General features: G+C 68.6%; 27 protein-coding genes and 1 tRNA gene. 13 read left to right on the top strand and 15 right to left on the bottom strand.

The annotated features are described in order from the left end of the window. Nucleotides 1–668 precede the first annotated feature (668 nt). Nucleotides 669–751: transfer RNA gene (locus V9K99_RS11660), tRNA-Tyr, on the bottom strand. A gap of 82 nt (nucleotides 752–833) precedes the next feature. On the opposite strand from V9K99_RS11660, the gene V9K99_RS11655 reads away from it, so the two are divergent. Next, nucleotides 834–1,325 carry a YajQ family cyclic di-GMP-binding protein gene (locus V9K99_RS11655; RefSeq protein WP_337004033.1) on the top strand — a complete coding sequence of 164 codons (492 nt, stop codon included), beginning with the start codon at nucleotides 834–836 and terminating at the stop codon, nucleotides 1,323–1,325. Here the strand turns inward: V9K99_RS11655 and V9K99_RS11650 are convergent. Then, nucleotides 1,312–1,689: a DUF6882 domain-containing protein gene (locus V9K99_RS11650; RefSeq protein WP_337004031.1), complete on the bottom strand. Its 378-nt coding sequence runs from the start codon at nucleotides 1,687–1,689 to the stop codon at nucleotides 1,312–1,314. The two genes, V9K99_RS11655 and V9K99_RS11650, sit on opposite strands and share 14 nt — an antisense overlap. A gap of 10 nt (nucleotides 1,690–1,699) precedes the next feature. Here V9K99_RS11650 and V9K99_RS11645 point away from each other — a divergent pair, with 10 nt between their 5' ends. After that, nucleotides 1,700–2,626, top strand: a complete 927-nt coding sequence (locus V9K99_RS11645) for a phosphotransferase enzyme family protein (RefSeq protein WP_337004029.1) — start codon at nucleotides 1,700–1,702, stop codon at nucleotides 2,624–2,626. Here the strand turns inward: V9K99_RS11645 and V9K99_RS11640 are convergent. Together V9K99_RS11640 and V9K99_RS11635 are read right to left on the bottom strand one after the other, a co-directional pair. Beyond that, the gene (locus tag V9K99_RS11640) at nucleotides 2,623–3,855 is read right to left on the bottom strand and encodes a vanadium-dependent haloperoxidase (protein ID WP_337004027.1); all 1,233 of its coding nucleotides are present in this window, start codon (nucleotides 3,853–3,855) and stop codon (nucleotides 2,623–2,625) included. The two genes, V9K99_RS11645 and V9K99_RS11640, sit on opposite strands and share 4 nt — an antisense overlap. Further along, entirely contained in the window at nucleotides 3,855–4,142 is a 288-nt protein-coding gene (locus V9K99_RS11635; protein ID WP_337004025.1) for a hypothetical protein, read from the bottom strand. Before V9K99_RS11635 ends, V9K99_RS11640 begins: the two co-directional genes overlap by 1 nt. A 132-nt stretch (nucleotides 4,143–4,274) precedes the next feature. Between V9K99_RS11635 and V9K99_RS11630 the strand changes: the two genes are divergently transcribed. Next, nucleotides 4,275–5,021: a helix-turn-helix transcriptional regulator gene (locus V9K99_RS11630; protein ID WP_337004023.1), complete on the top strand. Its 747-nt coding sequence runs from the start codon at nucleotides 4,275–4,277 to the stop codon at nucleotides 5,019–5,021. Nucleotides 5,022–5,084: 63 nt separating this feature from the next. Here the strand turns inward: V9K99_RS11630 and V9K99_RS11625 are convergent, their stop codons facing one another. From V9K99_RS11625 to V9K99_RS11615, 3 genes are all read right to left on the bottom strand, one after another. Next, nucleotides 5,085–5,468 carry a hypothetical protein gene (locus tag V9K99_RS11625; RefSeq protein ID WP_337004021.1) on the bottom strand — a complete coding sequence of 128 codons (384 nt, stop codon included), beginning with the start codon at nucleotides 5,466–5,468 and terminating at the stop codon, nucleotides 5,085–5,087. Nucleotides 5,469–5,588: 120 nt separating this feature from the next. Further along, complete coding sequence (locus V9K99_RS11620) at nucleotides 5,589–6,320, bottom strand: hypothetical protein (protein WP_337004019.1); 732 nt, start codon at nucleotides 6,318–6,320, stop codon at nucleotides 5,589–5,591. A 19-nt stretch (nucleotides 6,321–6,339) separates the two neighbouring features. After that, nucleotides 6,340–7,116 (bottom strand): AraC family transcriptional regulator, encoded by a 777-nt coding sequence (locus tag V9K99_RS11615; protein ID WP_337004017.1) that lies wholly within the window; start codon nucleotides 7,114–7,116, stop codon nucleotides 6,340–6,342. Between the two features lie 102 nt (nucleotides 7,117–7,218). Here V9K99_RS11615 and V9K99_RS11610 point away from each other — a divergent pair, with 102 nt between their 5' ends. Both V9K99_RS11610 and V9K99_RS11605 read left to right on the top strand, forming a co-directional pair. Continuing rightward, complete coding sequence (locus V9K99_RS11610) at nucleotides 7,219–8,088, top strand: phytanoyl-CoA dioxygenase family protein (protein WP_337004016.1); 870 nt, start codon at nucleotides 7,219–7,221, stop codon at nucleotides 8,086–8,088. After that, nucleotides 8,085–8,390: a hypothetical protein gene (locus V9K99_RS11605; RefSeq protein ID WP_337004014.1), complete on the top strand. Its 306-nt coding sequence runs from the start codon at nucleotides 8,085–8,087 to the stop codon at nucleotides 8,388–8,390. Before V9K99_RS11610 ends, V9K99_RS11605 begins: the two co-directional genes overlap by 4 nt. Here V9K99_RS11605 and V9K99_RS11600 read toward each other — a convergent pair. Further along, nucleotides 8,380–9,873, bottom strand: a complete 1,494-nt coding sequence (locus tag V9K99_RS11600; protein ID WP_337004012.1) for an HD domain-containing phosphohydrolase — start codon at nucleotides 9,871–9,873, stop codon at nucleotides 8,380–8,382. The genes V9K99_RS11605 and V9K99_RS11600 overlap by 11 nt on opposite strands. Before the next feature lie 108 nt (nucleotides 9,874–9,981). Between V9K99_RS11600 and V9K99_RS11595 the strand changes: the two genes are divergently transcribed. Beyond that, nucleotides 9,982–11,175 (top strand): MFS transporter, encoded by a 1,194-nt coding sequence (locus tag V9K99_RS11595; RefSeq protein WP_337004010.1) that lies wholly within the window; start codon nucleotides 9,982–9,984, stop codon nucleotides 11,173–11,175. An 8-nt stretch (nucleotides 11,176–11,183) separates the two neighbouring features. On the opposite strand, the gene V9K99_RS11590 is transcribed toward V9K99_RS11595, so the two are convergent. Beyond that, entirely contained in the window at nucleotides 11,184–11,609 is a 426-nt protein-coding gene (locus tag V9K99_RS11590) for a MarR family winged helix-turn-helix transcriptional regulator (RefSeq protein WP_337004008.1), read from the bottom strand. A 97-nt stretch (nucleotides 11,610–11,706) separates the two neighbouring features. Between V9K99_RS11590 and V9K99_RS11585 the strand changes: the two genes are divergently transcribed. Continuing rightward, the gene (locus V9K99_RS11585; protein ID WP_337004006.1) at nucleotides 11,707–12,591 is read left to right on the top strand and encodes an LLM class flavin-dependent oxidoreductase; all 885 of its coding nucleotides are present in this window, start codon (nucleotides 11,707–11,709) and stop codon (nucleotides 12,589–12,591) included. Between the two features lie 281 nt (nucleotides 12,592–12,872). On the opposite strand, the gene V9K99_RS11580 is transcribed toward V9K99_RS11585, so the two are convergent. Both V9K99_RS11580 and V9K99_RS11575 read right to left on the bottom strand, forming a co-directional pair. After that, nucleotides 12,873–13,553, bottom strand: a complete 681-nt coding sequence (locus V9K99_RS11580) for an RraA family protein (RefSeq protein ID WP_337004004.1) — start codon at nucleotides 13,551–13,553, stop codon at nucleotides 12,873–12,875. Nucleotides 13,554–13,587: 34 nt separating this feature from the next. Next, nucleotides 13,588–14,136 carry an AAA family ATPase gene (locus V9K99_RS11575; protein ID WP_337004002.1) on the bottom strand — a complete coding sequence of 183 codons (549 nt, stop codon included), beginning with the start codon at nucleotides 14,134–14,136 and terminating at the stop codon, nucleotides 13,588–13,590. 93 nt (nucleotides 14,137–14,229) lie between these two features. Here V9K99_RS11575 and V9K99_RS11570 point away from each other — a divergent pair, with 93 nt between their 5' ends. Next, nucleotides 14,230–15,414 carry a helix-turn-helix domain-containing protein gene (locus V9K99_RS11570; protein ID WP_337004000.1) on the top strand — a complete coding sequence of 395 codons (1,185 nt, stop codon included), beginning with the start codon at nucleotides 14,230–14,232 and terminating at the stop codon, nucleotides 15,412–15,414. Here the strand turns inward: V9K99_RS11570 and V9K99_RS11565 are convergent. After that, complete coding sequence (locus tag V9K99_RS11565; protein WP_337003999.1) at nucleotides 15,340–16,119, bottom strand: isocitrate lyase/PEP mutase family protein; 780 nt, start codon at nucleotides 16,117–16,119, stop codon at nucleotides 15,340–15,342. The two genes, V9K99_RS11570 and V9K99_RS11565, sit on opposite strands and share 75 nt — an antisense overlap. A 167-nt stretch (nucleotides 16,120–16,286) precedes the next feature. On the opposite strand from V9K99_RS11565, the gene V9K99_RS11560 reads away from it, so the two are divergent. The 3 genes from V9K99_RS11560 (at nucleotide 16,287) to V9K99_RS11550 (ending at nucleotide 21,481) form a co-directional block, all read left to right on the top strand. After that, on the top strand, nucleotides 16,287–17,081 hold the full coding sequence (locus tag V9K99_RS11560) for a methyltransferase domain-containing protein (protein WP_337003997.1): 795 nt from the start codon (nucleotides 16,287–16,289) through the stop codon (nucleotides 17,079–17,081). A gap of 177 nt (nucleotides 17,082–17,258) precedes the next feature. After that, the gene (locus V9K99_RS11555) at nucleotides 17,259–20,300 is read left to right on the top strand and encodes an ATP-binding protein (protein WP_337003995.1); all 3,042 of its coding nucleotides are present in this window, start codon (nucleotides 17,259–17,261) and stop codon (nucleotides 20,298–20,300) included. 86 nt (nucleotides 20,301–20,386) lie between these two features. After that, complete coding sequence (locus V9K99_RS11550) at nucleotides 20,387–21,481, top strand: class I SAM-dependent methyltransferase (protein ID WP_337003993.1); 1,095 nt, start codon at nucleotides 20,387–20,389, stop codon at nucleotides 21,479–21,481. Here the strand turns inward: V9K99_RS11550 and V9K99_RS11545 are convergent. The 3 genes from V9K99_RS11545 to V9K99_RS11535 form a co-directional block, all read right to left on the bottom strand. Next, complete coding sequence (locus tag V9K99_RS11545) at nucleotides 21,463–21,846, bottom strand: VOC family protein (protein ID WP_337003991.1); 384 nt, start codon at nucleotides 21,844–21,846, stop codon at nucleotides 21,463–21,465. The genes V9K99_RS11550 and V9K99_RS11545 overlap by 19 nt on opposite strands. Before the next feature lie 25 nt (nucleotides 21,847–21,871). After that, entirely contained in the window at nucleotides 21,872–22,687 is an 816-nt protein-coding gene (locus tag V9K99_RS11540) for a TrmH family RNA methyltransferase (protein ID WP_337003989.1), read from the bottom strand. 190 nt (nucleotides 22,688–22,877) lie between these two features. Continuing rightward, nucleotides 22,878–23,423 carry a hypothetical protein gene (locus V9K99_RS11535; protein WP_337003987.1) on the bottom strand — a complete coding sequence of 182 codons (546 nt, stop codon included), beginning with the start codon at nucleotides 23,421–23,423 and terminating at the stop codon, nucleotides 22,878–22,880. Here V9K99_RS11535 and V9K99_RS42735 point away from each other — a divergent pair. Both V9K99_RS42735 and V9K99_RS11520 read left to right on the top strand, forming a co-directional pair. Then, nucleotides 23,356–24,477: an ice-binding family protein gene (locus V9K99_RS42735; protein WP_442914731.1), complete on the top strand. Its 1,122-nt coding sequence runs from the start codon at nucleotides 23,356–23,358 to the stop codon at nucleotides 24,475–24,477. The two genes, V9K99_RS11535 and V9K99_RS42735, sit on opposite strands and share 68 nt — an antisense overlap. Further along, nucleotides 24,474–25,199 carry a class F sortase gene (locus V9K99_RS11520; protein WP_337003983.1) on the top strand — a complete coding sequence of 242 codons (726 nt, stop codon included), beginning with the start codon at nucleotides 24,474–24,476 and terminating at the stop codon, nucleotides 25,197–25,199. Before V9K99_RS42735 ends, V9K99_RS11520 begins: the two co-directional genes overlap by 4 nt. The last annotated feature ends 2 nt before the right edge of the window (nucleotides 25,200–25,201 follow it).

Raw genomic sequence — 25,201 nt, 5'->3', positions numbered from 1 at the left:
CGCCGAGCGAAGCGAAGGCACCACCCGACAGCGGCGAGCACCGAAGCCGCCGAGCGAGGCGAAGGCGTAACAGCCGACAGCGGCGGGTGACCGCAGCCGCCGAGCGAAGCGAAGGCACCACCCGACAGCGGCGAGCACCGAAGCCGCCGAGCGAGGCGAAGGCGTAACAGCCGACAGCGGCGGGTGACCGCAGCCGCCGAGCGAAGCGAAGGCAACACTCGACAGCGGCGAGCACCGAAGCCGCCGAGCGAGGCGAAGGCGTAACAGCCGACAGCGGCGGGTGACCGCAGCCGCCGAGCGAAGCGAAGGCAACACTCGACAGCGGCGAGCACCGAAGCCGCCGAGCGAGGCGAAGGCGTAACAGCCGACAGCGGCGGGTGACCGCAGCCGCCGAGCGAAGCGAAGGCAACACTCGACAGCGGCGAGCACCGAAGCCGCCGAGCGAGGCGAAGGCGTAACAGCCGACAGCGGCGGGTGACCGCAGCCGCCGAGCGAAGCGAAGGCAACACCCGACAGCGGCGAGCAACCCCAGCCGCCGAGCGAAGCGAAGGCGCAAGGGGGTGCGGGTGGCGGAGCCCCCGCCGCGCGGCGAGCGAAGCGCAGCCGCACAAATGACGAAGGCGACCCGGTCCGCGCGTTCCGCGGACACGAGTCGCCTATCGGCTTCGTGGCGGGTGCAGGGTTCGAACCTGCGTAGGCATACGCCGACAGATTTACAGTCTGCTCCCTTTGGCCGCTCGGGCAACCCGCCAGGGTGCTGCCGGTTCGTGAACCGGCGTGGGAGACGATACAACAGACAGTGCCCCTGACAGCAAATCGGAAAGGAACTGCCCATGGCATCGGAGTCCTCCTTCGACATCGTGAACAAGGTCGACCGTCAGGAGGTGGACAACGCCGTCAACCAGGCGGCGAAGGAGATCAGCCAGCGGTTCGACTTCAAGAACGTGGACGCGGGCATCAAGTGGTCCGGTGAGGCGATCGACATGCAGGCGAACACCGAGGAGCGGGTGAACGCCGTTCTGGACGTGTTCAAGGACAAGCTGGTGAAGCGCCAGATCTCGCTCAAGGGACTGGAAGCGGACGAGCCGAAGCTGTCCGGGAAGGTCTACAAGATCAACGCCTCGATCAGCGCCGGCATCACCCAGGAGAACGCGAAGAAGCTGTCCAAGCTGATCCGCGACGAGGGCCCGAAGGGCGTCAAGGCGCAGATCCAGGGCGAGGAACTGCGCGTCTCCAGCAAGAGCCGCGACGACCTCCAGGCCGTCCAGGCCCTGATCAAGGGCCAGGACCTCGACTTCGCGGTGCAGTTCGTCAACTACCGCTGAGGTCGTGGAGCAGGAAGTGCACCTCGACGTCGCCTGACTGGTCGGTCCAGAGGGCGGCGGCGTCCAGTACGGCGGCTGACACCACCCGGGCCTCCTTCACCAGACCCGAGTGGTTGTCGAACCCGGGCCACGGCAGCACTGGGTAGCCGTGCGCCTCGCCGTACTGGCGGACCTTGGGCATGTCACCGATCGCGGCCGGTGGCAGTGAGTCGTTCGCCCAGGACCAGAGCCAGCTGGACGCCCTGCGGCCCGGGTCGTGGCGTCCTGTACGACGCGCTCCCAGGCACTGTGGTCGTGCTCCATCCGCTGGATCGTGGCAGTCCAGGGGGCCAAACCCGTCGCCCGGCCGGGCCTGAGCAGGCATGCTGTCGGGCGTGAAGAAGCTGCAGCGATGGGTGCTCGAGGACTTCGGGCTGGATGTGGTGGAACTCTCACCGGTCGGCCACGGGGCCGATGTCGCCGCACAGGTCTGGAGAGCAGACACAGCCACCAACACGTACGCCGTGAAGTGGAGTGGAGCCGGCACCAACACCGGTCACCAGGTGGCGGCGTACCTCAGCGCTCTGCCGGGCATCCCAGAACCCGTCCGGACCATGGAGGGCGGTCTCTGGAGCTTCCACGGGAGGAAGCGCCTCACCATCACCCCGTGGATCGACGGCGTCCGTGCAGCCGAGACAGGCCTCACCACCGAGCAGTGGACTCAGTACGGCGTACTCCTGAACCGAGTGCACTCGTCAGAGCCACCCGAACGACTCCGGAACGCGCTACCCCGGCACAGCCCGGTCGACGCCCGCATCCCCGCGCTCGCGGAGCAGCTCCAGACCCGGCTCACCACACAGGCGCCCGAGGACGACCTCGAGGCCGAGCTGGCCGCGGTCTGGAAGGAACACCAGGACACCATCACCGCCCTGATGACCGCGAAGCGGCCGGAGCCGAGCGGCCGCAGGGTCGTCTGTCACGCGGACCCGCACCTCGGCAACGTCCTCGTCGACGACCAGGTCCATCTGATCGACTGGGACGACGTCGTACTGGCGCCACGCGAGCAGGATCTGATGTTCTTGCTCGGCGGCATGGGCTCCCTCGGCCCCACCGCCCCCGAACAGCTCGCAGCCTTCTTCACCGGGTACGGCGACATCGACCTGGACCTCGACGCCGTCACCTACTACCGCCACGTCAGGGCCCTGGAAGACGTCGCAATGTGGGCCGAACAGGCCCTCGCCGGGCCCGACCGGGAGGAATGCGTAGACATCCTCCGCGGTGTACTCGGGCCCGGCGGTCTCGCCCAACTGGCGCTGTCCTAACGGAAGCGGTGGGTGACCCAGTTGGCGACGTCTGCGCCTAGCTGATCGCCGTCCTGCATGGCGTGACGGAAATGCAGCCCGGAGAAGATTCGAGCGTCGCGGACGTCGTGCCGTACGGCGGACAGCCTGTCGTAGTGGCGGGTCGTGCCTGTCACCTGGCTGTCGAACGAGAGCTCAACCCTGCTCGTGTGGAAGAAGGCCTGTAGTGCTCGGGTGGCCGCACCAGTGAAGCAGGCGTGGCCGGACGGGTAGTCCGGGTGGTTGGCCCCGATGAGCGGCTGCCACGTGGGGTCGGCCGCCGTACGCGGGTTGCCGTCGGTGTCGGCGCGCTGGATGGCGTGGACTGGCCGCCAGAAGCGGTAGTGGTATTTGGCTTCCCAGCACGCGATCAGAGCGTCCCCAGTGGTCACGTGAACCAGGGCCAGCATCCTGGCGGCCTCGGGCAGCGAGAGGTGCTGCTCACCGGCCAGCCGCACCAGAGCACGGCTCCACTGCTGCGCAGTGTGCTCGGACCAGAACAGAGCGGTCTCGGTCTGTAGGGCGGTCCGCATCGTACTGTCCTTGCGCCCCAGCGAGGCCACCTCCGCCACGTCACGCGCGTACCGCTTGCTCGTCAGCGCGTCAGGACCGTCAGGCCGGAACTGCGAGCGAGAGCGCAGTGTCAGCGGTCTGACCTGTGTGAGGACAAGGTCCACAGGTGGGGTCGCCGCGGTCGGCTCCCACACTCCTGGGCCCGGCTGCCGCTGCACGTACGTCACCGGCTTCTCGAAGCCGTCTCCGGCCCGCCACGCAAGTACGGCGGCTGCCACCGCACGTCCCAGCGCGATCCCGCGAGTCTTGGCCGTCCCGTCCGGCACACCGGCCAAGTAGTCGGCGTACTTGCCGTCAAGCGCCGTACCCGGAGCCCGAGCCTTCAGTACGTCGTACGCCGCAGTGGCGACCGCGGACGCGGCAGACGCGTGACGATCGGGGCGTACGGCGGCCACATAAGGCCGGCTGTGCCCCAGCCCGGCCACGGTGTCGGCGATCGCGATGTGCACGATCCCCATCACCACCTCGGCACTGGCCGGCGGCCGCCCGGCCGCGACGATCGTTTGCGTCGAGACCCCGCTCCAGTGCAGCACCGGCTCAGCAGACGCGACGGACGCGGTTGCTGCTGGTGACCAGGAGGTCAGTGCCACGACTGAGGTGGCCAGCAACGCCGGCCACCTCAGCACACGTCCCAACATCACCGAGCCCCTGCATGCGCCGCGCCGGCCGAGATCCGGGGCAGACGGCGCCCCGCGAGCGCTGTGACGACGGCTGCGGCGATGGCGGCGAGCAGCATCAGCCCGACCACCTGCAGTACGGACAGCCCGGTCTCGACGACCACAGTCGGCGGCTGACCGTCGTACACCGGTGGAGTCCCGGTGTCCGGGTCATGCGGTGGGATCTTGGCGTACGCCGTACCGGACAGTGCGACGACGGTGACCAGCAGTGCGGCCGACAGACCGGCCAGACGAGACAGCGTTTTCATGATGATTCCCTCCCATTGATGGAACTTTCACCACCAACGGTCGCCGCGCCGCGCCGCTCACTGCCATACGAGGTTTGACGTATTCGCGGACCGCCGACGCGGGCTTAGCCTGGGCTGAGGGAGGGGAACGTCATGGTGGAGCAGTTGACCGTCACCGAACGCGACCTGCGCAGGATGTTCGACGTGATCGACCGGGGGCGGCAGGCCGGGCCGGACGAGGTGTTTCCGCGCGAGCTGATGCGGGCGCTCGCCGAGCTGATTCCGGCCGACGACGTCACGTTCCAGGTGAGCCGTCCGCTGGATCGCGAGTTCGTCGCGTCCGAGGAGGTCACCGACGACGAGGTCGACCTCGGTGCGGGCTGGGAGGACCTGTTCTGGCGGTCGTACTGGGCCGACGACGTGTGCAGCCGGCCGCAACGGACCGGCGACTACGAGAGTGTCTGGAAGGTCTCCGACTATCTGTCCACCCGTGAGCTGGCGAGGTCGCCCGTCGGTGAGTGGTTCCGAATGAACGGCGTACGCCATGAGATCGCCGTACCGTTCCCAGCGACCGGAGCCGAGGACCGTCGGCTGATGCTGTTCCGCGGCCCCGGCCCCGACTTCACCGAACGCGAGCGGCTGCTGCTGCGGATGCTCCGGCCGCACTTCATCGAGGTGCACCGCGACCTCGAGCGCCGCCGGGCCGGCGTCCCGGACCTGACCAGCCGACAGCTGGAACTCCTGCGCCTCGTGGCCGAGGGGCACAGCAACACTCAGATCGCCCGCCGCCTGTTTGTTGCCGAAGGCACCGTTCGCAAGCACCTGGAGAACATCTACGAACGCCTCGGCGTCACCAGCCGCACCGCCGCCGTCGCGACCGCGTTCCCACTCTCGGCATGAGCGGGAGAAGGCCGGCCCGGACCTGATGCGGCGCCGACGTGCCGGCGCCGCATCAGCCACGCGTCAGCCGGCGCAGAGCTCGAACGCGTCGGGCACTGCGGCGTCGATCCCCTCGAAGTCGAGGTGCGAGATCGACGGCGTTCCGGCGTCCGCACCCTTCTTCAGGGTGCCGCCGGCCATGGTGCCGTGGGTGTTGATCAGCGTTGACGTGGTCACCCCACCGGCCTCGGCGAGGAGCTCGATACCTTCGTCGCACAGGCCTGGCAGGAACTCGGCCGCGAGGCTACCGAACGAGACCCAGTTGGCCGAACCGGCCTGTCCCGCCGCCGCTTTGGCGTTCAGGTTGGTCTTGAAACAGAAGTGTGCGTTCGCTGGACCCGTGGCCAGTGCCACGGCCGCGACCGCACCTGCTCCCGTCATGAGCACACGGCGAAGCAGTTTGTTCATGGTGTTTCCCCCATCCCCCACGCGAGCCGGAATACCCGCGAATTCGAGCAGCGTGGCAGGAGATCGCAACAGGTTCAAGATCACGTGTGATCACGCTCAGCTATGAATCCGGAGCGTATTTCAGCGGTGACGCATCCAGATGTTCGGCTCGCGATAACACCCCGTGTCAGCCGCGCGATCGATCTCCAGCAAAGTCAGCCCCTCGGGGATCACGTAGGAACCCGAGTCAGGGAAGACCATGCCGGTCCACTTCTCCCACTCGGCCACGGTCCCGGTCATCACCTGCGACACCGGCGCCGGCGCGAGGATCGTGGCACCGAGGCGGACGTGGGTGCGCAGCCACGGATCCAGCGGCAGCCCGTCATCCCGCGTCCATGTCATGAACGACGAGATGTCGGTGAGCGGATACCGGCTCTTCAGCGTCGGCCGGACCGGCGCGATCATCTGCGGCAGGCCACCGGCTGCCGCGCGTTCGCGCACCGCGGTGATCACCCGTCCCGCGTGCCCCTGGCCCTGTTCGTCGTTTCGTACGGCGGCCGCCATCAAAACGAACGTATTCGGTACGACGCCTTCCTCGTACGACGTGACCGCCCGCGCCAGCGAATCCGTGAACCCACCCGGGAGATCCTCGACCGTCCCGTCCCACGCGATCGGCACACCCCAGCAGCCCGCGATCAACCGGCCGCCGGAGACCAGGTAGAACTCCCAGTCCCGGAAGTACTCCACCCGCCGATCGGAGTATTTCTTCACCTCCAGGTCGTGGAAGATGAACTCCGGCCAATCCTCGGCGAACCGCTTGTCTGCTTCTTCATCCAGCTCAGGCGCCGCGGCCGCCGGTATCAGCTCGTACATGCGCAGAAGGCTAGGTCCCTCAAGCCACCCCGGCCACTGCGTTTCGCACCGCTCGCGGCGAGCCGCCGAGCTCGCGGCGGCAGGTCTTGTTGAAGGCCTGGAGGTCGGGGATGCCGACCGAGGCGGCGACCGCGGGGATGGAGAGGGTCGACGAGACCAGGAGGTGGCGGGCCCGGGTCATCCGGCGCTGGCGGATGTAGGCGATGACGGTCAGGCCGGTTTCGGCGTGGAAGAGGCGGGTCAGGTGGTTGTGCGAGACGCCGGCCATCCGCGCCAGCGCCGGGATCGTCAGCGGCTGGGCCAGGTTCGCCTCGATGTAGGCGATCGCCGCCGAAACGGCCGGGTGGGTCGCGTCCTCCGCTTTCGACGACGACCTGAGTTCCGCGATCCGCCACAGCGCCGTCCACACCTCGGCAGTGACCCGCGCGGATCCCGACGGCGACGCCTCCAGGGCCGAGCGCAGCAACTCGGTCAACACCGGCGCGACCGCCCCCGCATCCTGTACGACGGGCAAGTGCGACGGCTCGCCGACGACGGTCGGCCGGAAGTGCACGTAGAGGTGCTCCGACCGACCGCGGTAGTCGAACCGCACCTGCGCGCCGGCCGGGGTCAGGCTGACGTATCCGGGTGCCACGGCGTGCGTCGTACCGTCGACCGTCAACTCGGCCGAGTAGCTGTACAGGTGCAACTGCCACAGGTCCGGCAGCCGGAACACATCCCGCAGGCTCTGGACGCCGTGGACCCCCGCGCCGACGCTGACGACGTCCGGCGGTGCCGCCAGGTGCAGCTCGATCATGGTGAGAAATTACCACCAGTGGTGAACACAGCCCACGCGCGACAACGCTGTCTCAACTTAGCCTGGTGGAGTAGTTACCACTTCCCCCCGAGAGGGAGACTCATGCCCCATCCGCATCGCAAGAACCTGCTCACCTCGGTTCAGATGGCGAACTTCGTGGCCACCGGGTCGTTCCGGATGGACGCCGTCGTACCGGACGAGATGAACCGGCAGGCGATCGACGTACTGAAGGCCGGTGTTCCCGGCGTCCCGTACGGCACCCCGTTGTCGGAGGCGTTCGCCGGCAGCGAGTTCGTCGAGCGGCTGGTGCAGCTGCCCGAGGTGGCCGGCGCCATCCACAGCCTGGTCGGGCCGGAGCCGACTGTCGACCACCACGCAGTGCACATCCGCAAGGCGAACGAGGGTGAGGCGCAGAACCTGCACGGTGACGCGATCATCGACGTCCGCCCGGACGCGTTCGACGTCCAGCTCATGTACTACCCGCAGGACGTGACGCTCGAGATGGGCGGCACCCTCAGCGTGCCCGGCAGCCACCTGCGCCGGATCAACGAGACCGACACCGGCCGCTACCAGAACCTGCTCGGCCAGACCCGCCTGGTCTGCCCGGCCGGCACGGTGGTTTTCCTGCACCACGGCATCTGGCACGGCGGCCGGAAGAACGACAGCGACATCGACCGCTACATGTTCAAGATCCGGTTCAACCCGACCGTCCGCCAGGTCCGGCTCTGGAACACCGAGGACCTGTACGACGACGAGGTGGCGCGCGAGCTCGACCAGACGTTCCCCTGGTACGAGAACGCCACCGGCCGGCTGGAGAAGTACAACCGGATCAAGCTGTGGCAGGCCCTCACCGGTGACGACACCTACGACCCGGAGTACTGGGTCACCCGGGTCTCCAACCGGCCGACCCGTGTGGTCGCCCAGCGCAGCCTCAACCCGCACGCCGCGTCTGCGAAGAAGGAGATGGCATGACCAGCACGGCCCTGACAGAGTCCGCCCAGCAGACGGTTCGCCAGCAGGTGCTGGTGCTCTACCTGTCCTCCTCCGCGCTCGACGCGCGAGTGGTCGGCTGGTCGACGTACGACGGCACCGGCGCGACGTCACCGACGACGGGGGACAGCGACGTCCCGCCGTACGAGACCGGGCTCGACGCGCTGAAGGACGGCTGGCGGCTGTTCCAGGCCGCGCAACTGCTCCCGCCGTTCCCGGGGCACGAGTACGACGTCTCGTTCCTCAAGCACGAGTTCTTCTTCGAGAAGCTCGTCACTGTGTGAACAGGCCGTGCTGCATCGCGAACAGCGCTGCAGCGGCTCTGGTGGACACACCGATCTTGCCGTAGATGTGCTGGACGTGATGCTCGGCAGTACGGCGTGACACCACCAGCTCGTGGGCTATGTCGGCGTTCGACGACCCGCGAGCGAGTAACCGTAGTACGTCGATCTCCCGCTCGGTGAGACCGGCGGGACGGCTCATCCGGCGGCCGGGCACCTGTTGCCCGGCCGCCGCGAGCACAGCCTTCACACAGCGGCCGTCCAGCCGTCCGGCCGCCACCTGACCCAGGATGAGCTCGGCAGCACCAGCAGGTGAGTGGGCGGACCGGTGTGGCCGGTCGTGGGTGAGTGCCTCGTAGCAGTCCGCCGCAGCCAGGATCCGTGCGGCGGTGGAGAGCTCACCACCCTTGGCCTGTCGCGGATACCCACTCCCATCGAGCCTCTCGTGATGCAGAGCCGCCAGTACGGCGATGGGCTCGAGTACTGGGGATCGCGAGAGGATCCGCTCCGACTGATACGGGTGAAGCCGCACCTGCTCCCAATCTGCTCGCCGCAGCAGACCGGGGCGCTCCCACACCGCAGTAGGCACTGCGACCCGGCCGAGGTCGTGCAGCAGGGCAGCACGTCGCAGTGTCGTCCTCTCCTCGTCGTCGAGGTGCAGCAGCCGTGCAGCCTCGTCTGCGAGTGCGGCGACACCAGTGGAGTGGCCGAAGAGGTACGGCGACTTGAGGTCGACGAAGTAGGCAAAGGTGCGTGCGAGCTTGTCCAGATCGTGTGTGGTGCCCCAGGGATGAGGCTCGGCCTCCAGAGTCGCTTGCCAGACGTCGATATCGTCCAGGTCGGCCACGAGGCTGTCGTCGTACTCGGCGACCACGAAGGGGTCCAGCCAGCCGCCTCGCCGCTTCTGCAGGATTCGGCCGCCGGCGATGACGGCTTGGGTCGCGACCTCGGCGATGCGAGTGGCGATGTGGATCTCCTTGCCGGCCAGGCCCTTCGGCTTGCCTTTGCCGTCCCAGCGTTCGAGGTTCTGGTAGAGCGCTTCGGCGGTGTCGTGGCCTAGTCCGAGGTGCTCGGCGAGCATGCTGCCCACTTCGCAGACGGCGCGGAGGAGGTCGTCCTCGCTGGTCGTCATGGTGCGAGCGACGTACTGGAGGCGTTTGATGCCGGCGCCTTTGCCGACGTGACTCAAGTAGTTGAGTGACTCCCTGCCGCTGCTGGTGTCAGTGCGCTCCGCCAGCGGGCGCAGCTCGGCCGCACGCGGGCCCATCAGGTGGACCTCCTCGTGCGTGGTCGCAGTACAGCCGAGGTGACGCAGCAGGGTTGCGTAGTAGACCGTGCGCTTGTCAGTGACGCCCAGGCGGGCGGCGAGGCGCATCGCCACCAGGCAGCTACGGATCGACTTCTCCGGCGGCTGTGCCATGGCGAGGTCCAGGCTCACGGACAGCGCGCAGAGCAGCTCTGCGAGTCGCGGATCGTTCTGTGCCATCGCGCCCTCCTTGGGGGATGGGCAGAACTACCGATGCCCAGGCATTCCCCGTACGGCCATTGTGAGCCTCAGAGGCCCTCTTTGGACCTCTGGAGCAGGGGAGGAACCATGAGCGCACCGGCAATGACCACAGCGACCCCGCGTCTAGTCACGCCTCAGTTCATGCTGCTCGGCGCGGCCGGACTGGCCTATTTCCTCGCCGACGGACTGCTGGTGCCCGCCGTGCCGCGGTACGTCGCCGGCGAACTTACCGGCGGTAACATCGCCGTCGGCCTAGTGGTCGCCGCGTTCAGTCTGTCTGCCCTGGTGCTGCGCCCATGGGCCGGACGACTGGCCGACCGGCACGGCCGATCCCTCGCGATGGTCGGCGGCGGCATCATCTTCGCCACGTCGGTCGCCGCCTACGGCCTGGTGGACTCCGTCGGCGCACTCTCGGCGCTCCGGCTCCTGACCGGCGTCGGCGATGCGTTCTTCTTCGTCGGTGCCGTCACCGCGATGAGCGACCTGGCCCCGGCCGAACGCCGCGGCGAGGCGATCAGCCTGTTCTCCCTCTCCCTGTACGCCGGTCTCGCCATCGGCCCGCCGATCGGTGAACTGCTCGTCAACGTGGCCGGCTTCACCACGGTCTGGCTGGTCGCGGCCGGTTCCGCGCTCCTCGCCGTACTCCTCGCAACGCGCGTCGGTGACACTCGCGAGCCGACGACCGACCAGCCGAGCTCCGACGGGTCTGCGCGGCTCATCCCGCCGTCGGCCGTCGTACCCGCGCTGCTGTTGCTCGCGCTGGTGTGGGGGATGGCTGGGTTCCTGGCGTTCGTGCCGCTCTACGCGCTGGATCTCGGGCTGCCGGGGTCCGGGTTCCTGCTCTTCGGATTCGCCGCAATCGTCGTGGTCATCCGGAGCGTCGGCGCACGCATCCCCGACCGGTTGGGCGCCATCCGCAGCGTCCGGCTCTCCTTGCTCTGCAGCACGATCGGCCTGGCCCTCATCGGCGGCTGGCGATCCGCTCCGGGCCTCGTCCTCGGCACCGTCGTACTCGCTGTCGGCATCGCCCTCGGCACACCCGCGATCATGATGCTCGCCCTCGACCGCGCCCCCGCCGCCGAACGCGGCGCCGTCATGGGCACCGTCAGCATGAGCATCGACTTAGCCGCCGGCCTAGGCCCAGCCACCTTCGGCCTGGTAGCCGCCACCACAGACCGCAGCGGTGGCTTCCTCGCCGCAGCCTTGATAGCCGCAGCCGGCCTGACCCTCGCCACCCGAGGCCGGACCGCACGCGCCAAGCTCCGCGCCGCAGCTGGCTGAGACTCCTATCAGGCTTGGGCGACGATGCTGGTCAGGGTGGTGGTGAGGGTGCGGCGGGCCGTCGGGGTGAGGTCGGCGGTGAGCGCGTCGATGCGGGTGGTGAAGGCATCGTGGGCGTCGTGCGCCAAGGTCAGGCCGGGGGTGGTGAGCTCGATCTGGCAGGCGCGGCGGTCGGTGGGGTTGGGGATGCGGGCGACCAGGTCGCGGCGTTCGAGGCGGTCGACCATGCTGGTCAGGCTGGAGCGCTCGATGCTGAGGATGCGGCTCAGTTCCGTCATCCCGAGCGGTCCGCCGAGGAGCACGCAGAGCAGGTGAGCCTGCTGCGGGGTCAGGCCGAGCGGCCGGCTCGTCTCGGCGTACAGATCCTGCAGGACGTGCATCGTCTGGACGAGGGCACTCGCCAGCTCGGTGTCCTGCGCAGTCGTCGTCGCCATGCCTCCACTGTAGTCCGCAGCCCGGACTGTTTGCGGGGCTGATACTTCGCAGGGCTACTATTTAGGCCTACGAAGTATCTACCCGGAGGAGACAGACATGACCGTGCGGTTCGGCTACGGCTCACCCGACAAGGTCCGCGACGTGGACCGGATCCTGCGACTGGCCGCGCAGGCCGACCGGGACGGGCTGGATCACGTCAGCCTGTCGGATCACCCGTACGTCGCCGACCTGCTGGACGGGTACGCGACGATCGGCTTCATCCTCGGTCGGACCGAGCGCCTCGCGGCGTTCGTCAACGTGACCAACCTGCCGTTGCGCCCGGCCCCGGTGCTGGCCCGTACGGCGTCCGCCCTGAACGCACTGTCCGGTGGCCGATTCGTCCTCGGCCTCGGCGCCGGGGGAGCGTGGAACCACATCACCACGATGGGCGTACCGGAGCTGCGGCCGGCGCAGGCGGTCGAAGCCTTCGAACAGGCGATGCAGCTGGTCCGGTCCATGTCCGACGGCGGCCGCCCGGCCCCGACCAAGCACTACCCGATCGGCGAGCTGAAGCCCGCGAACGTCGCCGCACCACTCATCTGGACCGGGTCGAACGGCCCGAAGTCGCTCGCCGCGACCGGCCGGCAGGCCGACGGCTGGATCCCCGGCCACGCTGCCGACTGGCTGAGCGAGCGCTACCGCTGGTCCCGCCCGATCATCGACGAGGCCGCTCTCGCGGTCGGCCGCAAACCATCCGACGTCGCCACCATCTACAACTTCCCGGGCGCGATCACTTCGTCGCCGGTACGACGTACCCGCGACGAGACCGGCCGATGGATCGGCGGATCCCCCGACCAGTGGATCGAAGAGCTCACCGACGCCGTCCTCAACCACGCCGCCGCCGGCTTCACCCTCTTCCCCACCGACCCCGACGCCTACGACGTACAACTAGCCAAATGGTCCCAGGAAATAGCCCCCGCCGTCCGCGCCGCCGTCAGTTAGCGCCGCATCCAGAACGTTGGGGGTGTCATCGAGTCGAATACCCACCGGAGGCGGTCCGGTCTGATTGGTGCAGTTCGACAGGAGGTGTCCGACGATCGAGTCGGGCACCCGGTTGGGCTCAGGCGGGGAGTGGCCGGCAGTCGGCGCATACGTCCTGTCGGTTTGCACCCAGGCGGACCGTTCTGCCGGCTGACCCAGTGCTCTGGCCAGGGCAGTGTGGAGCGGGCAGCGACCTCAACCTTCCTTGACGCGGCACTGGTGGTTTCACCGGGAGGTCCAGGTCACTCCTCGATGGCGCCGCGGATTGCGCGGAGGTGTTGGCGGAAGGTGAGGTCTGGATTCGACGCCCGGGCGGTGAGGTAGTCGGCGAATCGGACCTGTTCGCGCAACGAGCGTCCGGCTCGGATCGCGTCCGCTTGGGTGTGTTCGGTGTCGCGGATGGATTCGGCCAGGTCGAAGAGTTCGTCGACGCGGTCGGCCGGTACGAACAGGATCCCGTCCTCGTCGCCCAGGACGACGTCCTCGCGGGTCACGATCCACTCGCCGATGGTTGCCGAGGACAACGCATCGGCCGGTTGCGGATCGAGTCGCAACGGCCCGGTCGGCAACGCGCCGAGACTGAACACGGGCAGACCGATCGCGGTGATGTCCACCGTGTCGCGATGCAACCCCCATATGACCAGCCCCGCGATTCCGGCGGCCGCGGCCTCCAAGGCGACCATGTCGCCCACACAGGCCTCGTCCCGTCGCCCGCCGTTGTCGACGACCAGTACGTCGCCCGCCTCGGCCGACTCGAATGCCTCCAGGAAGATGTCAACGCTGCCCACGTGACGCGCCGGCAACACCCGTCCCGCGACCCGGCCGCCCGCCACTGCCGTCAGCGACACCGTCCGCACCGGCACCCCGGCCCGGATACAAGCGTCCGCGACATGCGCTGTGGTCAGCCCCTCGAATCGTTCCATTCCACGACCCTAATCAGGCAACCGGCCCAGTAGGTCAACGCGACAGAAAGTTGAGGATTTCTGGCAGTGGTGGGTCGTAGACGGCGGTGGACGTGTCGACGGTGATCATCGGCACAGGGAGGTCGACTGGCTGGAACGCGTTGTGGGTGCGGAGCCTCGCGTCGTCGCCGATCTGAGCGTCTTCGTGCGCGCCCCGGTTCGGGTTGGCCGCCGAGCGGGCGTTGATCCGGGCCAGCGCGAGGTCGGCCGGGACCACGCAGTGGATGACGCGTACGTCGGCCCGGCTGAGCAACGGGGTCAGGCCCGGGCTCCACAGCCGGTCCTGGAACGCGGCCTCGGCGACGACCGTCGTGCCGCGGCCGACCAGCAACCCGATCACGTCGAAGAACGTCGACAACGTCCGCATGGTCAGCGGGTCACCCGGCCCGGGGATGAACCCGGGCGTCGCGTGCGCCATCCCCTCCTTGATCTCGTCCCGGCAGATCGCCGGGCACCCGATCGCCGCCGCCACTCGGTGCGCCAGCGTCGTCTTCCCGGTCCCCGGCGGGCCGCTCACCACAATCACCATCGGCTTCGACTGCACCGACGCACCCTAGCCAGCCGTCGGACCCGGTCGCCACCCAACGTAAGACCGACGTTCAGAAGAACTGTCGGTGGCCATGATTAGCGTGGTCGCGTGACGACCTACTCGGCGGTGCGTACGACGGGCATCTACTGCAGGCCGGGTTGCGGGGCCAAACCGCTGGCGGAGAACGTGCGGACGTTCGAACTGGCCGCGGCCGCGGAGGCCGCCGGGTATCGCGCCTGCCTGCGCTGTCGGCCGTACCGGGTCGCGGGGACCCTGCCTGACAATGCGCCCGAGCTGGTCTGCCGGGCGGTGCAGCTGATCATCGCGGGCGTGCTCGACGAGTCGGGCGAGGCCGCTCTCGGTGCGCGGTTGGGGCTGTCGGCGCGGCACCTGCGGCGGCTGTTTCACGAGCACCTCGGTGTCACGCCCGACCAGTTCGCCCGTTCGCGGCGAGCTCATTTCGCCCGCCGGTTGCTGGACGACTCCGACCTCGGCATCGCGGACGTCGCCTTCGCGTCCGGGTTCGGCAGCCTGCGGCAGTTCAACCGGGCCATGCGCGAGATCTTCCACGCCTCACCGCGAGAGCTCCGGGACCGCCGCCGTCGCAGTGATCGCCTGGTGGCGGATGGAGGCCTGGTACTGCGCTTGCCGTACAACCCGCCGTACAACTGGGAAGCGATGACCGCCTTCCTCGCTGAGCACGCGATCCCGGGAATCGAATCGGTCGAGGGCAACATCTACCGACGGACCATCGTGATCGACGGCGATCCCGGTCTGCTCGAGATCGGCCCGGGTGATGCCGGCCACCTGCTCCTGAAGGCCCATCTCCCTTACTGGGAAGGCGTCATCCACCTCGCCGAACGCGCCGCGCGGCTGGTCGGCCTCCACACCCAACATCCAGGAGCTTGGGGTCCCTTCGAGGTCGCTGTCGGCATAGTCGTCCGCGATCACCTTACAGAGCAGGAGGCGTACGACATACTCCGCGGACTGGTCGAGGTCCACGGGATGCCGGTGCCGGGGCTCGGTCATGGACTCACCCACGCGTTCCCCGCCGCCGAAGCACTGGCCGACGCCGAGCTGGTCGGCCCACTCGCGCAAGAAGTTGCTGCTGGCAACATACCGCTCGACGGCGGCGAGAGCGCGGATGCATTGATCCGTTCGTTGGAGGCGGTTCCCGGCGTCAGCGCTCGGGCCGCGCGTCGAGTGGCGATGCGGGTGTCAGCGGAGCAGAGCGTTGTGCTTGCCGAGTTCTGCCGCAGTGGTGAGGGTTTGGTAGGTGCCGGTGCTGAGTAGTTCCTGCGCGGCGGCCGCGGCCAGGCCGTAGGCGCCGGCTGTGATGGCGGGGCCGACGCTGATCCGGGTCACGCCGAGGTCGGCGAGTTCGGCGACCGTGGGTGCTCCCGGGCCGACCATCACGTTCAAGGGCAGCGGTGATCCGTCGACCAGTTGACGGATCGTCTCCGCGTCGACGACACCGGGCACGAACAACACGTCCGCACCGGCCTCGGCGTACAGCTTCGCCCGCTCGATCGTCCCGGTCCCGTCGCCGAACAGATAGGTGTCGGTCCGTGCGTTGATCACCAGATCGATGCCAGCAGCAACTGCCACGGCTCGCGCCGCCGCGATCCTTTCGGCAGGCACGGCGGGATCGATCAGCGTGCCGTCCGAGCTGTCCTCGAGGTTGATGCCGACGGCACCTGCTTCGATGACGTCGGCAACTGTGGCCTCGACATCGCCGTACCCGGACTCGATGTCCGCCGTCACCGGAACCGACACCGCCGCGACGATCGCGCGGAGTGCCGCGATGGCCGTCGTGCGGTTCAATCCGCCCGCATCCACAACACCCGCAGCCCACGAGACGCCCGCGCTTGTCGTCGCGATCGCCTGTGCACCCGCGGCCTCGATCGCCCGCGCGGACCCGGCGTCCCACGCGTTCGGCAGAACCAACGGCGGGCGCTCATGCAACTCCCGCAACCGCCGCGCCAACTCCGTCTTCACCGACTACCTCCTGAGATCGACAACCTCTCAAGAGTCGCGCCCGCGACCAGCCCACGTCTGGCCATATTCGGCCATCTTCGTTGTATCAATATTCAAGACAATATGTCTCATCAATCAAGATCTTGGAGTAGCGTGAAACCCTGTCGCCCAGGGCAAAGGAGCCTGTGATGAGTAACGTGTACACGCACGGCCACCATGAATCGGTACTGCGTTCGCACACCTGGCGGACCGCGGAGAACTCGGCCGGCTACCTCCTTCCGTACCTGCGGCCCGGGATGTCGTTACTCGACGTCGGCGCCGGCCCGGGCACCATCACCGCCGACCTGGCCCGGCTGGTTGAACCAGGCAACGTCACCGCTCTCGAAGCGACCGAGGCGGCCCTCGACATCACGAAGGCCACGTTCGCCGAGCTGGACCTCCGGGTGCAGTTCGTGGTCGGCGACGTACATGCCTTGGATCTTCCGGACGACTCGTACGACGTCGTCCACGCGCATCAGGTCCTGCAGCATGTGGCGGATCCGGTGCAGGCGTTGCGTGAGATGCGCCGCGTCTGCAAGCCCGGCGGGATCGTGGCGGTCCGCGACTCCGACTACCACGGGTTCGTCTGGTATCCGGCGCTGCCCGAGTTGGACGAGTGGATGGAGCTCTACCAGCGGATGGCGCGTGCCAATCAGGGTGAGCCGGACGCCGGGCGTCGGCTGCTGGCGTGGGCGGTGGAGGCTGGGTTCGAGAAGGTCGACGCGACTGCGAGCAACTGGGCGTTCGCCGACGAGGACTCACGCGCCTTCTGGGGCGGCATGTGGGCCGACCGCGTCCTGCAGTCGGCAATGGCGGATCAGGCTCGTCGGTCCGGCGTACCGGAGGAGACCCTCGAACGGATCTCAGCCGCTTGGCGCACCTGGGCGGCCCGCCCCGACGGCTGGATCTCCATCCTCCACGGCGAACTCCTCTGCACCGCCTGACGACGATCCACGGACACACCGCCTGCCGACGGTCCGCGGGCGCACCGTCGGACGATCTGCGGACGCACGGTGTGACGGGGCGCGGACGGACGGTCCGGTTACGGGCCGCGGACGCTTTGTCCGACGCACTGACCCGGCTCGACATGCTGCTTAGCATTGGAATCGGGGAGGCGTCGGATGGAGCGACGGGTGATGGTGGGCCGGGCCAGGCCACTGGCCGAGCTCGACAGTCTGCTGGTGGCAGCCGTCGAAGGTCGTGGCCGGTCCGCGGTCGTCCTCGGCGAGCCGGGGATGGGCAAGACCACCTTGGCCGAGGCGCTCGCGGACCGTGCCCAGGAAGCAGGTGTGACCGTCGCCTGGGGCTGGTGTTCGGCCGCCGAGATGCCACCGTTCTGGCCGTGGCGAACGATTCTCCGAGACTTGGCGCCGCAGCACCGCCTCGCGGCTGACCAGGCTGCCGATTCGAGCCCGGACGGTCTGGGTGTGCTGCGCGGGGACGCCGGCGCGCGGGCCAGACTGTTCGTTTCAGTGCTCGACACCTTGCAGAAGGTCTCCGACGAGGGTCCGATCGTCCTCATCCTCGAGGATCTGCAGTGGGCCGACAGCGCGTCGCTGTTGCTGCTCCGCACGGTCATCGACGCGTTGCCGGGCCTTCAAGTTCTCCTCGTCGCCACGTGTCGTGACGAACCGCTCGAGAGTGGTGACGAGGTGCTGGCCGCCGTACGGGATCTGCCGACCGCCGTACAGCGGATCCGCCTCGACGGTCTCGACGTCGACGAGGTCGCGGAGGTGGTGACGCGGGTGCTCGGCGACACCGCCACGAACGAGCTGGCGACCATGGTGCACCGCCGCACCGGCGGCAATCCGTTCTTCGTACGGGAGGTTTCGCGACTGCTCGCGGTACGTCCGGCGACGACTGGTGTACCCGATGGCGTGCGGGAGGTGCTGGCTCGGCGGATCGCGCGTGTCAGCCAGGACTGCCAGCGGATCCTGGAGGTCGCCGCGGTGGCCGGGGACGACGTCGAGGTTTCCCTCGTCATGGCTGTCGCCGACAACCCAGCCGTTCTCGACTTGCTCGAGGAGGCGGCCGCCGCCCGATTGCTCGCCGGCCCGCCGGTCGACGGCCGGATCTGGTTCGCCCACGCTTTAGTCCGGGAGGTGCTGGATGCATCGCTCGGTACGGCCCGGCGAGCCGCTCTGCACCGGTCACTGGCCGAGCAACTGGAGACGGATGAGGACGCCGAGGCGGGCGAGCTGGTCAGGCATTGGTCCGCGGCCTTCGGTCCCGACGCCGCCGAACGCGCTGCGGAATGGGCACTACGAGCGGCGCGAGCGGCACGTGCTCGGATGGGCTACGAGCAGGCGGTGGACGCCTACCGGATCGCCTTGCGCGGCAAGGACATCGAGCGGACGAAGGTGATGCTCGAGCTCGGCGAGGCGCAGATGTACGCCGGCGACCTAGATGGCGCCCGGCAGACGTTCGCGGAGACCGCAGACCTGGCCCGCCGGAACGGCAGAGCCAGCCACCTGGCGATGGCCGCACTCGGCATGGGCACCGGCCTGGGTGGCTTCGAGGTTCCGCAGTACGACGAACTGCAGACAGAGCTCCTCGAGGAGGCGTTGGCGAATCTGCCGGATCGAGACGGCGGCATGCGCGCGGCGGTGATGGGGCGACTCTCACTCGCCTACGCAGGAACGGATCGAGAAGGCGAACGGGTCGCGCTGGCCAAGTCCGCTGTGGAGATGGCGGAACGCGTCGGCCACCCGTGTGTCGAGTCAGGCGCGTTGGCGGCGTACTGCGACACGATCGCCGGGCCGGGCCAGGTCGACGAGCGGTTCGCCGCGGCCAGTCAGATGCTCATGGTCGCCGAACGCGGCCACGATTCACCGTGTCAGCTGCTCGCCCGTCGGTTGCGTCTGGTCGCACTGATGGAGCGAGGCGACTGGCCTGCGGTCGATGCGGAGATCGACGCCTTCGCCCGTACGGCGGATCGCCTGATGCTGCCGCTCTACTCCTGGTACATCCCGCTGTGGCGCGGAGCGCGAGCGCTGATGTCCGGGGACTTCGAAACCGCCGCCCGGTACGCCGACGAGGCCGAGGCGATCGGTCGACGCGCCGGCAGCGCGAACGCGACCCTGATGGTGTTCACCCTGCGCCTGTGGAGCCACCGGACCGCCGGTGTACTTCCCGCGAGTTGCGCGGCCGAGGCGGACGCGATCATCAAGCTCGTGTACGACGCACCCGTTGCCCTGGGCATGGGTGCCAGCTACTTCGCCGCGGCCGGTGAGCCCGATAAGGCCGGGCTCTTCTTCGACCGGCTGATGGGCCGCGGCCTGGATGCGCTACCCGATGACTGCGAGTGGCTTGAGGGGATGTGGCATGTGGGTGACGCAGCCATCGCGCTTGGCCGTGCCGAGGTCGCCGAGGAGGTCGCTCGGCGGCTCGCGCCGTACGAAGAGCTGTGGGTGATCGACGGAATCGGCGGTGGTGTGATGGGTGTGACCGCCCATCTCCTCGGACGGCTGGAATCGTTCCTGGGACACACCGAAGACGCGCGACGCCTGCTGAGCAAGGCCGTCGACGTGTACCGCGGTGCCGGAGCGAAGCCCTGGCTCACCAAGGCTGAGCAGGATCTGGCGGCGATCGGCGTATCGGTGAGACCAGCCACGAGCGTTGAGGGCTTGTTCCGCAAGGATGGCCGGATCTGGCGTCTGCGTTGGCGGGATGGTGAGGCGACTGTCCCGGACTCCAAGGGAATGCATGACCTGTCCGTTGTGCTGGCCCGGCCCGGCGTCCCGGTCCACGTGCTCGACCTGGTCGCAGCTGTCGGCGGTCCGCCGCGGGCAGCGGCCGGTGGAGATACCGGTCCGGTCCTCGACGGCACGGCTAGGGCGGCGTACAAGCGCCGAGTCACCGAGCTCGAGACCGACATCGCCGAGGCCGAACGGGACGGCGCCGCGGTGTTGGTCGGCACCCTCACCGACGAGCGGGACTTCCTGGTCCGCGAGCTCGCCGCGGCCTACGGCCTCGGTGGCCGGGCCCGTACGACGGGGGACCAGGCCGAGCGTGCTCGCAAGGCGGTCGCGATGCGTATTGCGACCGCGATCAAGGCGATCCGTGAGGTCCATCCAGCGCTGGCCCGCCACCTCGAACTTGCCGTTTCCACCGGGCGATTCTGCGTCTATCGCCCCGAGGAAGCCGTGACCTGGCACAGCTAGCCGGTCGTGTGGCATCGCCACAGCAGACCTGGCGCCTCCCTGGTAGAAGCGGCGCACCGGGCGCCGCGGAACCTGTGGAGGACATCATGACCACATCGCTGGATGTAGAGGCCACGGCCGAGGAGCTGACCGGTCGCATCTTCCTGCAGACCCTTGCCACCGTCGAGCTGCTCAACATCTACTTCGGCGTCGAGCTGGGCTTGTACCGCTCGCTCTCGAACGACGGGCCCGCAACCGCTGCCGAGCTGGCCGAACGGACCGGCAACGACGTGCGCTACACCCAGGAATGGCTCGCCCAGCAGGCTGTCACCGGGCTACTGATCGCCAGTGGCGACGAGCCGTCGACAGCGCAGTTCAGCCTGGCCGACGGTGTGCGCGAGACGCTGGTCGACGAGATCAGCCCGTTCTACGCGGGCGGGATGTCGTACATCGCGCCCGCGATCGGCCGTGCGCTTCCAGCTCTGGTCGCCGCGCTCCGGACCGGGGAGGGTGTGCCGCTTGCGTCGTACGGCGCCGAAGCGGTGACCGCGCAGGAGGCACTGAACCGGCCCGCGTACGAGAACTCGCTCATCGACGAGTGGTTGCCGCAGGTGCCCGACATCCAGGCCCGCCTCGCGGACACCACTCGTCCGGCGCGGGTCGCGGACCTGGGCGCCGGCGTCGGCTGGGCGTCGATCCGGTTGGCGGAGGCGTTCCCGCACATTCGCGTCGACGCTTACGACCTGGACGAGGAGTCGATCGCCCGCGGCCGCCGGTACGTCGCCGAGCGGGGTGTGGCCGGACAGGTCGACCTCGAGGTCGCCGACATCACCAAGCCGCTGCCCCGCGACGGGTACGACGTGGCGTTCTTCTTCGAGTGCCTGCACGACCTCCCGCAGCCGGTGGCCGCACTCGAGGCTGCGCGTCGCTCATTGGCGCCTGGCGGCTCGGTGATCGTGATGGAGGAGCACGTCGCCGACAACTTCACCGCTCCGGGGGACGAAGTCGAGCGCTTCATGGCCGCGGCGGGCACCCTCTGGTGCGTCCCGCAGGGTCGTACCGAGGCCGGCTCAGAGGTAGTCGGACCGCTGGAGATCCGCCCCGCCGTGATGCGCCGGCTGGCCGAAACCGCCGGCTTCACCACCGTCGAGATCCTCCCGATCGACCACCCGTTCTGGCGCTTCTATCGACTCAACGGGTGAGAGGCGAGGACCACGAGGTAGTTGTCGGGGTCCCGGAGCCAGAGTTCGTGGTGGTTGGCGTTCGGGTTCAGGTGGATGTCGGTCTGGATGGTGGCGCCGAGCGTGCGAGCGCGCTCGGCGGCCGCCTCCAGGTCGTCGACCTCGAACCAGATCGCGACGCCGTTTCCCAGAGGGTGCGAGGGATCGCCGAACGGTCCGTGATGGTGGTCGATGTCCAGGTTGTGCAGTTGCATGACCAGGACGTCGTCGACCACGAGCCGCTCGTACTCCGGTCCGCCGTGACCGCTGACGGCTCCTAGCACCTCGCAGTACCAGGCACTGCTCTTCTCGACATCGCTCACCGCGATCAGGGGTTGTGGCCTCATGGGTACGACGCTAGGCCTCGGCAACCTACTGAGTCTTGGACGAATGGGAGCGTTGGCGGGAGACCTCGTAGAGAACGGCGGTGGCGGCGTTGGCTGCGTTGAGGGAGCTGGCGGAGCCGGCGATCGGGATGCGGACCAGGGCGTCGGCGGCTTCTTTCCAAGCGGTGCTGAGGCCGTGGGTTTCGTTGCCGATCAGGAGCAGGGTCGGCTGGGTCAGGTCGAAGTCGAACACGTTCGCGGACCCGTGCTCGTCCGTTCCGACGACCACGATCGGTACGTCGGTTGACCGCCGTACCCACTCGATCACTTCGCGATGCGACGGCACGCGTACGGCGGGAACGCCGAAGAGGGACCCGGTCGTCGCCCGGACCGCCTTCGGATCGTAGATGTCGGCAGCGTGCCCGGTGACGATCACACCGTGCGCACCGAACGCATCCGCGGACCGGATGATCGACCCGATGTTGCCCGGCCCGGTCGGCCGGTCGAACACCACGCCGAGGAAGTCCGGCCCGACGGGGATCCGGTCCAGGTCGTCCGGCGGCATCTCCACCACCGCGACGACCTCGGCGTCCTTCTCGCCGAGCTCGGCCAGCAACTCCGGCTCCATCGCCACCCGCTCCACCCCGGGAAGCCGCTGGTACAGCTCCTGGGCCCAATGCGAGAAGGGCCGGGACGCATCGTGGATCAGCGTGCGCACCGGCCACCCGTTGTCCACGGCAAGCGAAATCGGCCGGACCCCCTGAACCAGGAACTCACCCGCCCGGTGCCGCTTGGTCCGGTTGGTCAGATAGGAATGCCACACCTGAAATCGGGCGTTGCGGCTGCTGATCCGCGCTGCCATGAAGCCTCCGTGAGCTGGGCCGAAGAACCCCAACAGTACGACGCCGGCCGCAGCACCCCGGATCTGTGGTCGACCAGAGCGCGATTCCGTGCTGCCGGTCAGCCGCACGGTAGTTGATGACAGCAACTGTTCGGATTGTTGACTACGGCACCTATCGGGCCATTGACAGTGCGTGATCCCTGACTTAGTGTCAGAATCGATTACGAATTGTGATCGGCGGAACAGAGGCTTTCGGGCCGCCGTCGATCGAACGGGGTGCGAACACGTTTTCTGCCGGCGGTGGGCCCGGACCCGTCCCGCTGCCGATGATGATCTGATCCTTGCCGGACTCTTCACGAGTACCTGCCGACGGGTCCGTCGTACGTGTGACCGCTGAGCCTCCTTTGACGAGAGCGCTGTGAACAGCGCAACCAGTCGTGCTGACCCGTGGGCCAGGCGACTTGATCGAAGGATGAGATGAGTCACGCATGAAGCCGTCCAAGTCTTTACCGGTAGGTGCTCGAATACGCCTCAGCGTGCTGGCGGTGGCAGCAGCGTTTGCCGTCTCCGCGGCCGGTCTGCTGGGAACCGACGGCACCGCCTCGGCGGCGGCCGTGCCGGTGCCGCTGGGGACCGCCGAGAGCTTCGTTGTCCTCGCTGGTGCGGGAATCACCAACACCGGACCGACGGTGCTGACCGGGGACATCGGCAGTTTCCCGAACCCGGCGATCAGCGGCACCGGAACGATGACGATCACCGGAACCAATCACGCCGGCGACAGCGTGACACAGGGGGCGAAGGACGATCTGGTCACCGCCTACAACGTCGCCGCGGGGGAGTCGCCGCCGACGCCGATCACCGACGATCTGGGCGGGAAGACGCTGAAGCAGGGGGTCTACAACTCCGCCTCCACGATGGGGTTGACCGGAGCGCTGACCCTGGACGCCGAGGGCGACGCGGGGGCGGTCTTCGTGTTCCAGGTGGGCTCCGCGCTCACCACTGCGACGAGCAGCAGCGTGGTGCTGACCAACGGGGCACAGTCGTGCAACGTGTTCTGGCAGGTGGGCAGCTCGGCGACGATCGGTACCGCGTCCCAGTTCCGCGGCACGATCCTGGCGTTGACGTCCATCACCATGGACACGGGAGCCACGGCGGTCGGCCGGATGCTGGCTCGCAACGGGTCCGTGACGCTCGACACCAACACCCTCACCAAACCCACCTGCAGCACCACCCCACCGACTACACCCCCGACTACACCCCCGACTACACCCCCGACCACGCCGCCAACGACGCCTCCGACCACGCCTCCGACGACGCCCCCGACGACGCCCCCGACGACGCCGCCCACGACGCCGCCCACGACGCCTCCGACGACGCCCCCGACGACGCCGCCCACGATGCCGCCCACGACGCCTCCGACCACGCCCCCCACGACGCCCCCGACGACGCCTCCGACCACGCCGCCCACGACGCCTCCGACCACGCCGCCCACGACGCCCCCGACCACGCCGCCCACGACGCCCCCGACGCCGCCGCCCACGACGCCTCCGACGACGCCGCCCACGACGCCCCCGACGACGCCCCCGACGACGCCTCCGACGACGCCCCCGACCACGCCGCCCACGACGCCGCCCACGACGCCGCCGACGACGCCTCCGACCACGCCTGCGCCGCCGTCGCCCAGGCCGCCGCAGGTCACTGAGACCCCGGCAGGTCCGGTGGGTACAGGGGATGCCGCCGGTGCGTCGATGTGCCTGATCGAGTTCCCGACCGTCCGGTGGTTCGGCTGGTCAGTGGCCGGCACGTCATGAGGACCGGCGCAGCGGTTCTGCTCGGCGTGACCGCGTTGGCCGTCACCGGGTGCACCATCGAGTCGGGCACGGGGCCGACTCAGCCCGGCCCCACGGCGGCTGACGTCGGCTCCGAGCGAACCGCTGCGCCAACCACCACCGTGCTCACGCCGAAGGTGCTCACGCCTGAACCTGTTGCCCCGCCCCGCGGGTCCACCCCAGTACCCCGCTCGCTGCCGTCCACCGAACCGCCCCGGCCGCCGTCCCTCGGCCGGGAACGCGGGGCGACGGTGCCGATGCGGAGGTCCACGCCGATCCGGGTCACCATCCCGGCGATCGGGGTGGAGTCAGGCCTGATGCGCTTGGGTATCAAGCGCGACGGCGGTCTGCAGGTTCCGCCGAACGGTTTCCCGGCCGGCTGGTTCACCGGCGGCCCCACGCCAGGTGAGAAAGGACCGGCTGTCCTCGCAGGTCACGTCCGCTGGGGCGGGCGAGCGGGCGTCTTCGCGAAGCTGGCCCGGTTGACGCGTGGGGACAGGATCGTGGTGACCCGCCAGGACCGTTCGGTCGCGGTGTTCCGGGTGACCAGGGTCGAACAGTTTCCGAAGTCGGGCTTCCCGACGGCTGCGGTGTACGGCGATCTCGACCATGCCGGATTGCGTCTGATCACCTGTGGCGGGCTGGATGCGGTGTCAGAGAAGTACAAGGCCAACGTCGTGGTGTTCGCCGACCTGGTCGCCTGAAC

It is taken from the genome of Kribbella sp. CCNWLW201 (genome assembly GCF_037203805.1).
Lineage (GTDB): Bacteria > Actinomycetota > Actinomycetes > Propionibacteriales > Kribbellaceae > Kribbella.
Note: the sequence above shows the minus strand (reverse complement) of the source record. Positions and strands in the feature narration are given on the sequence as shown.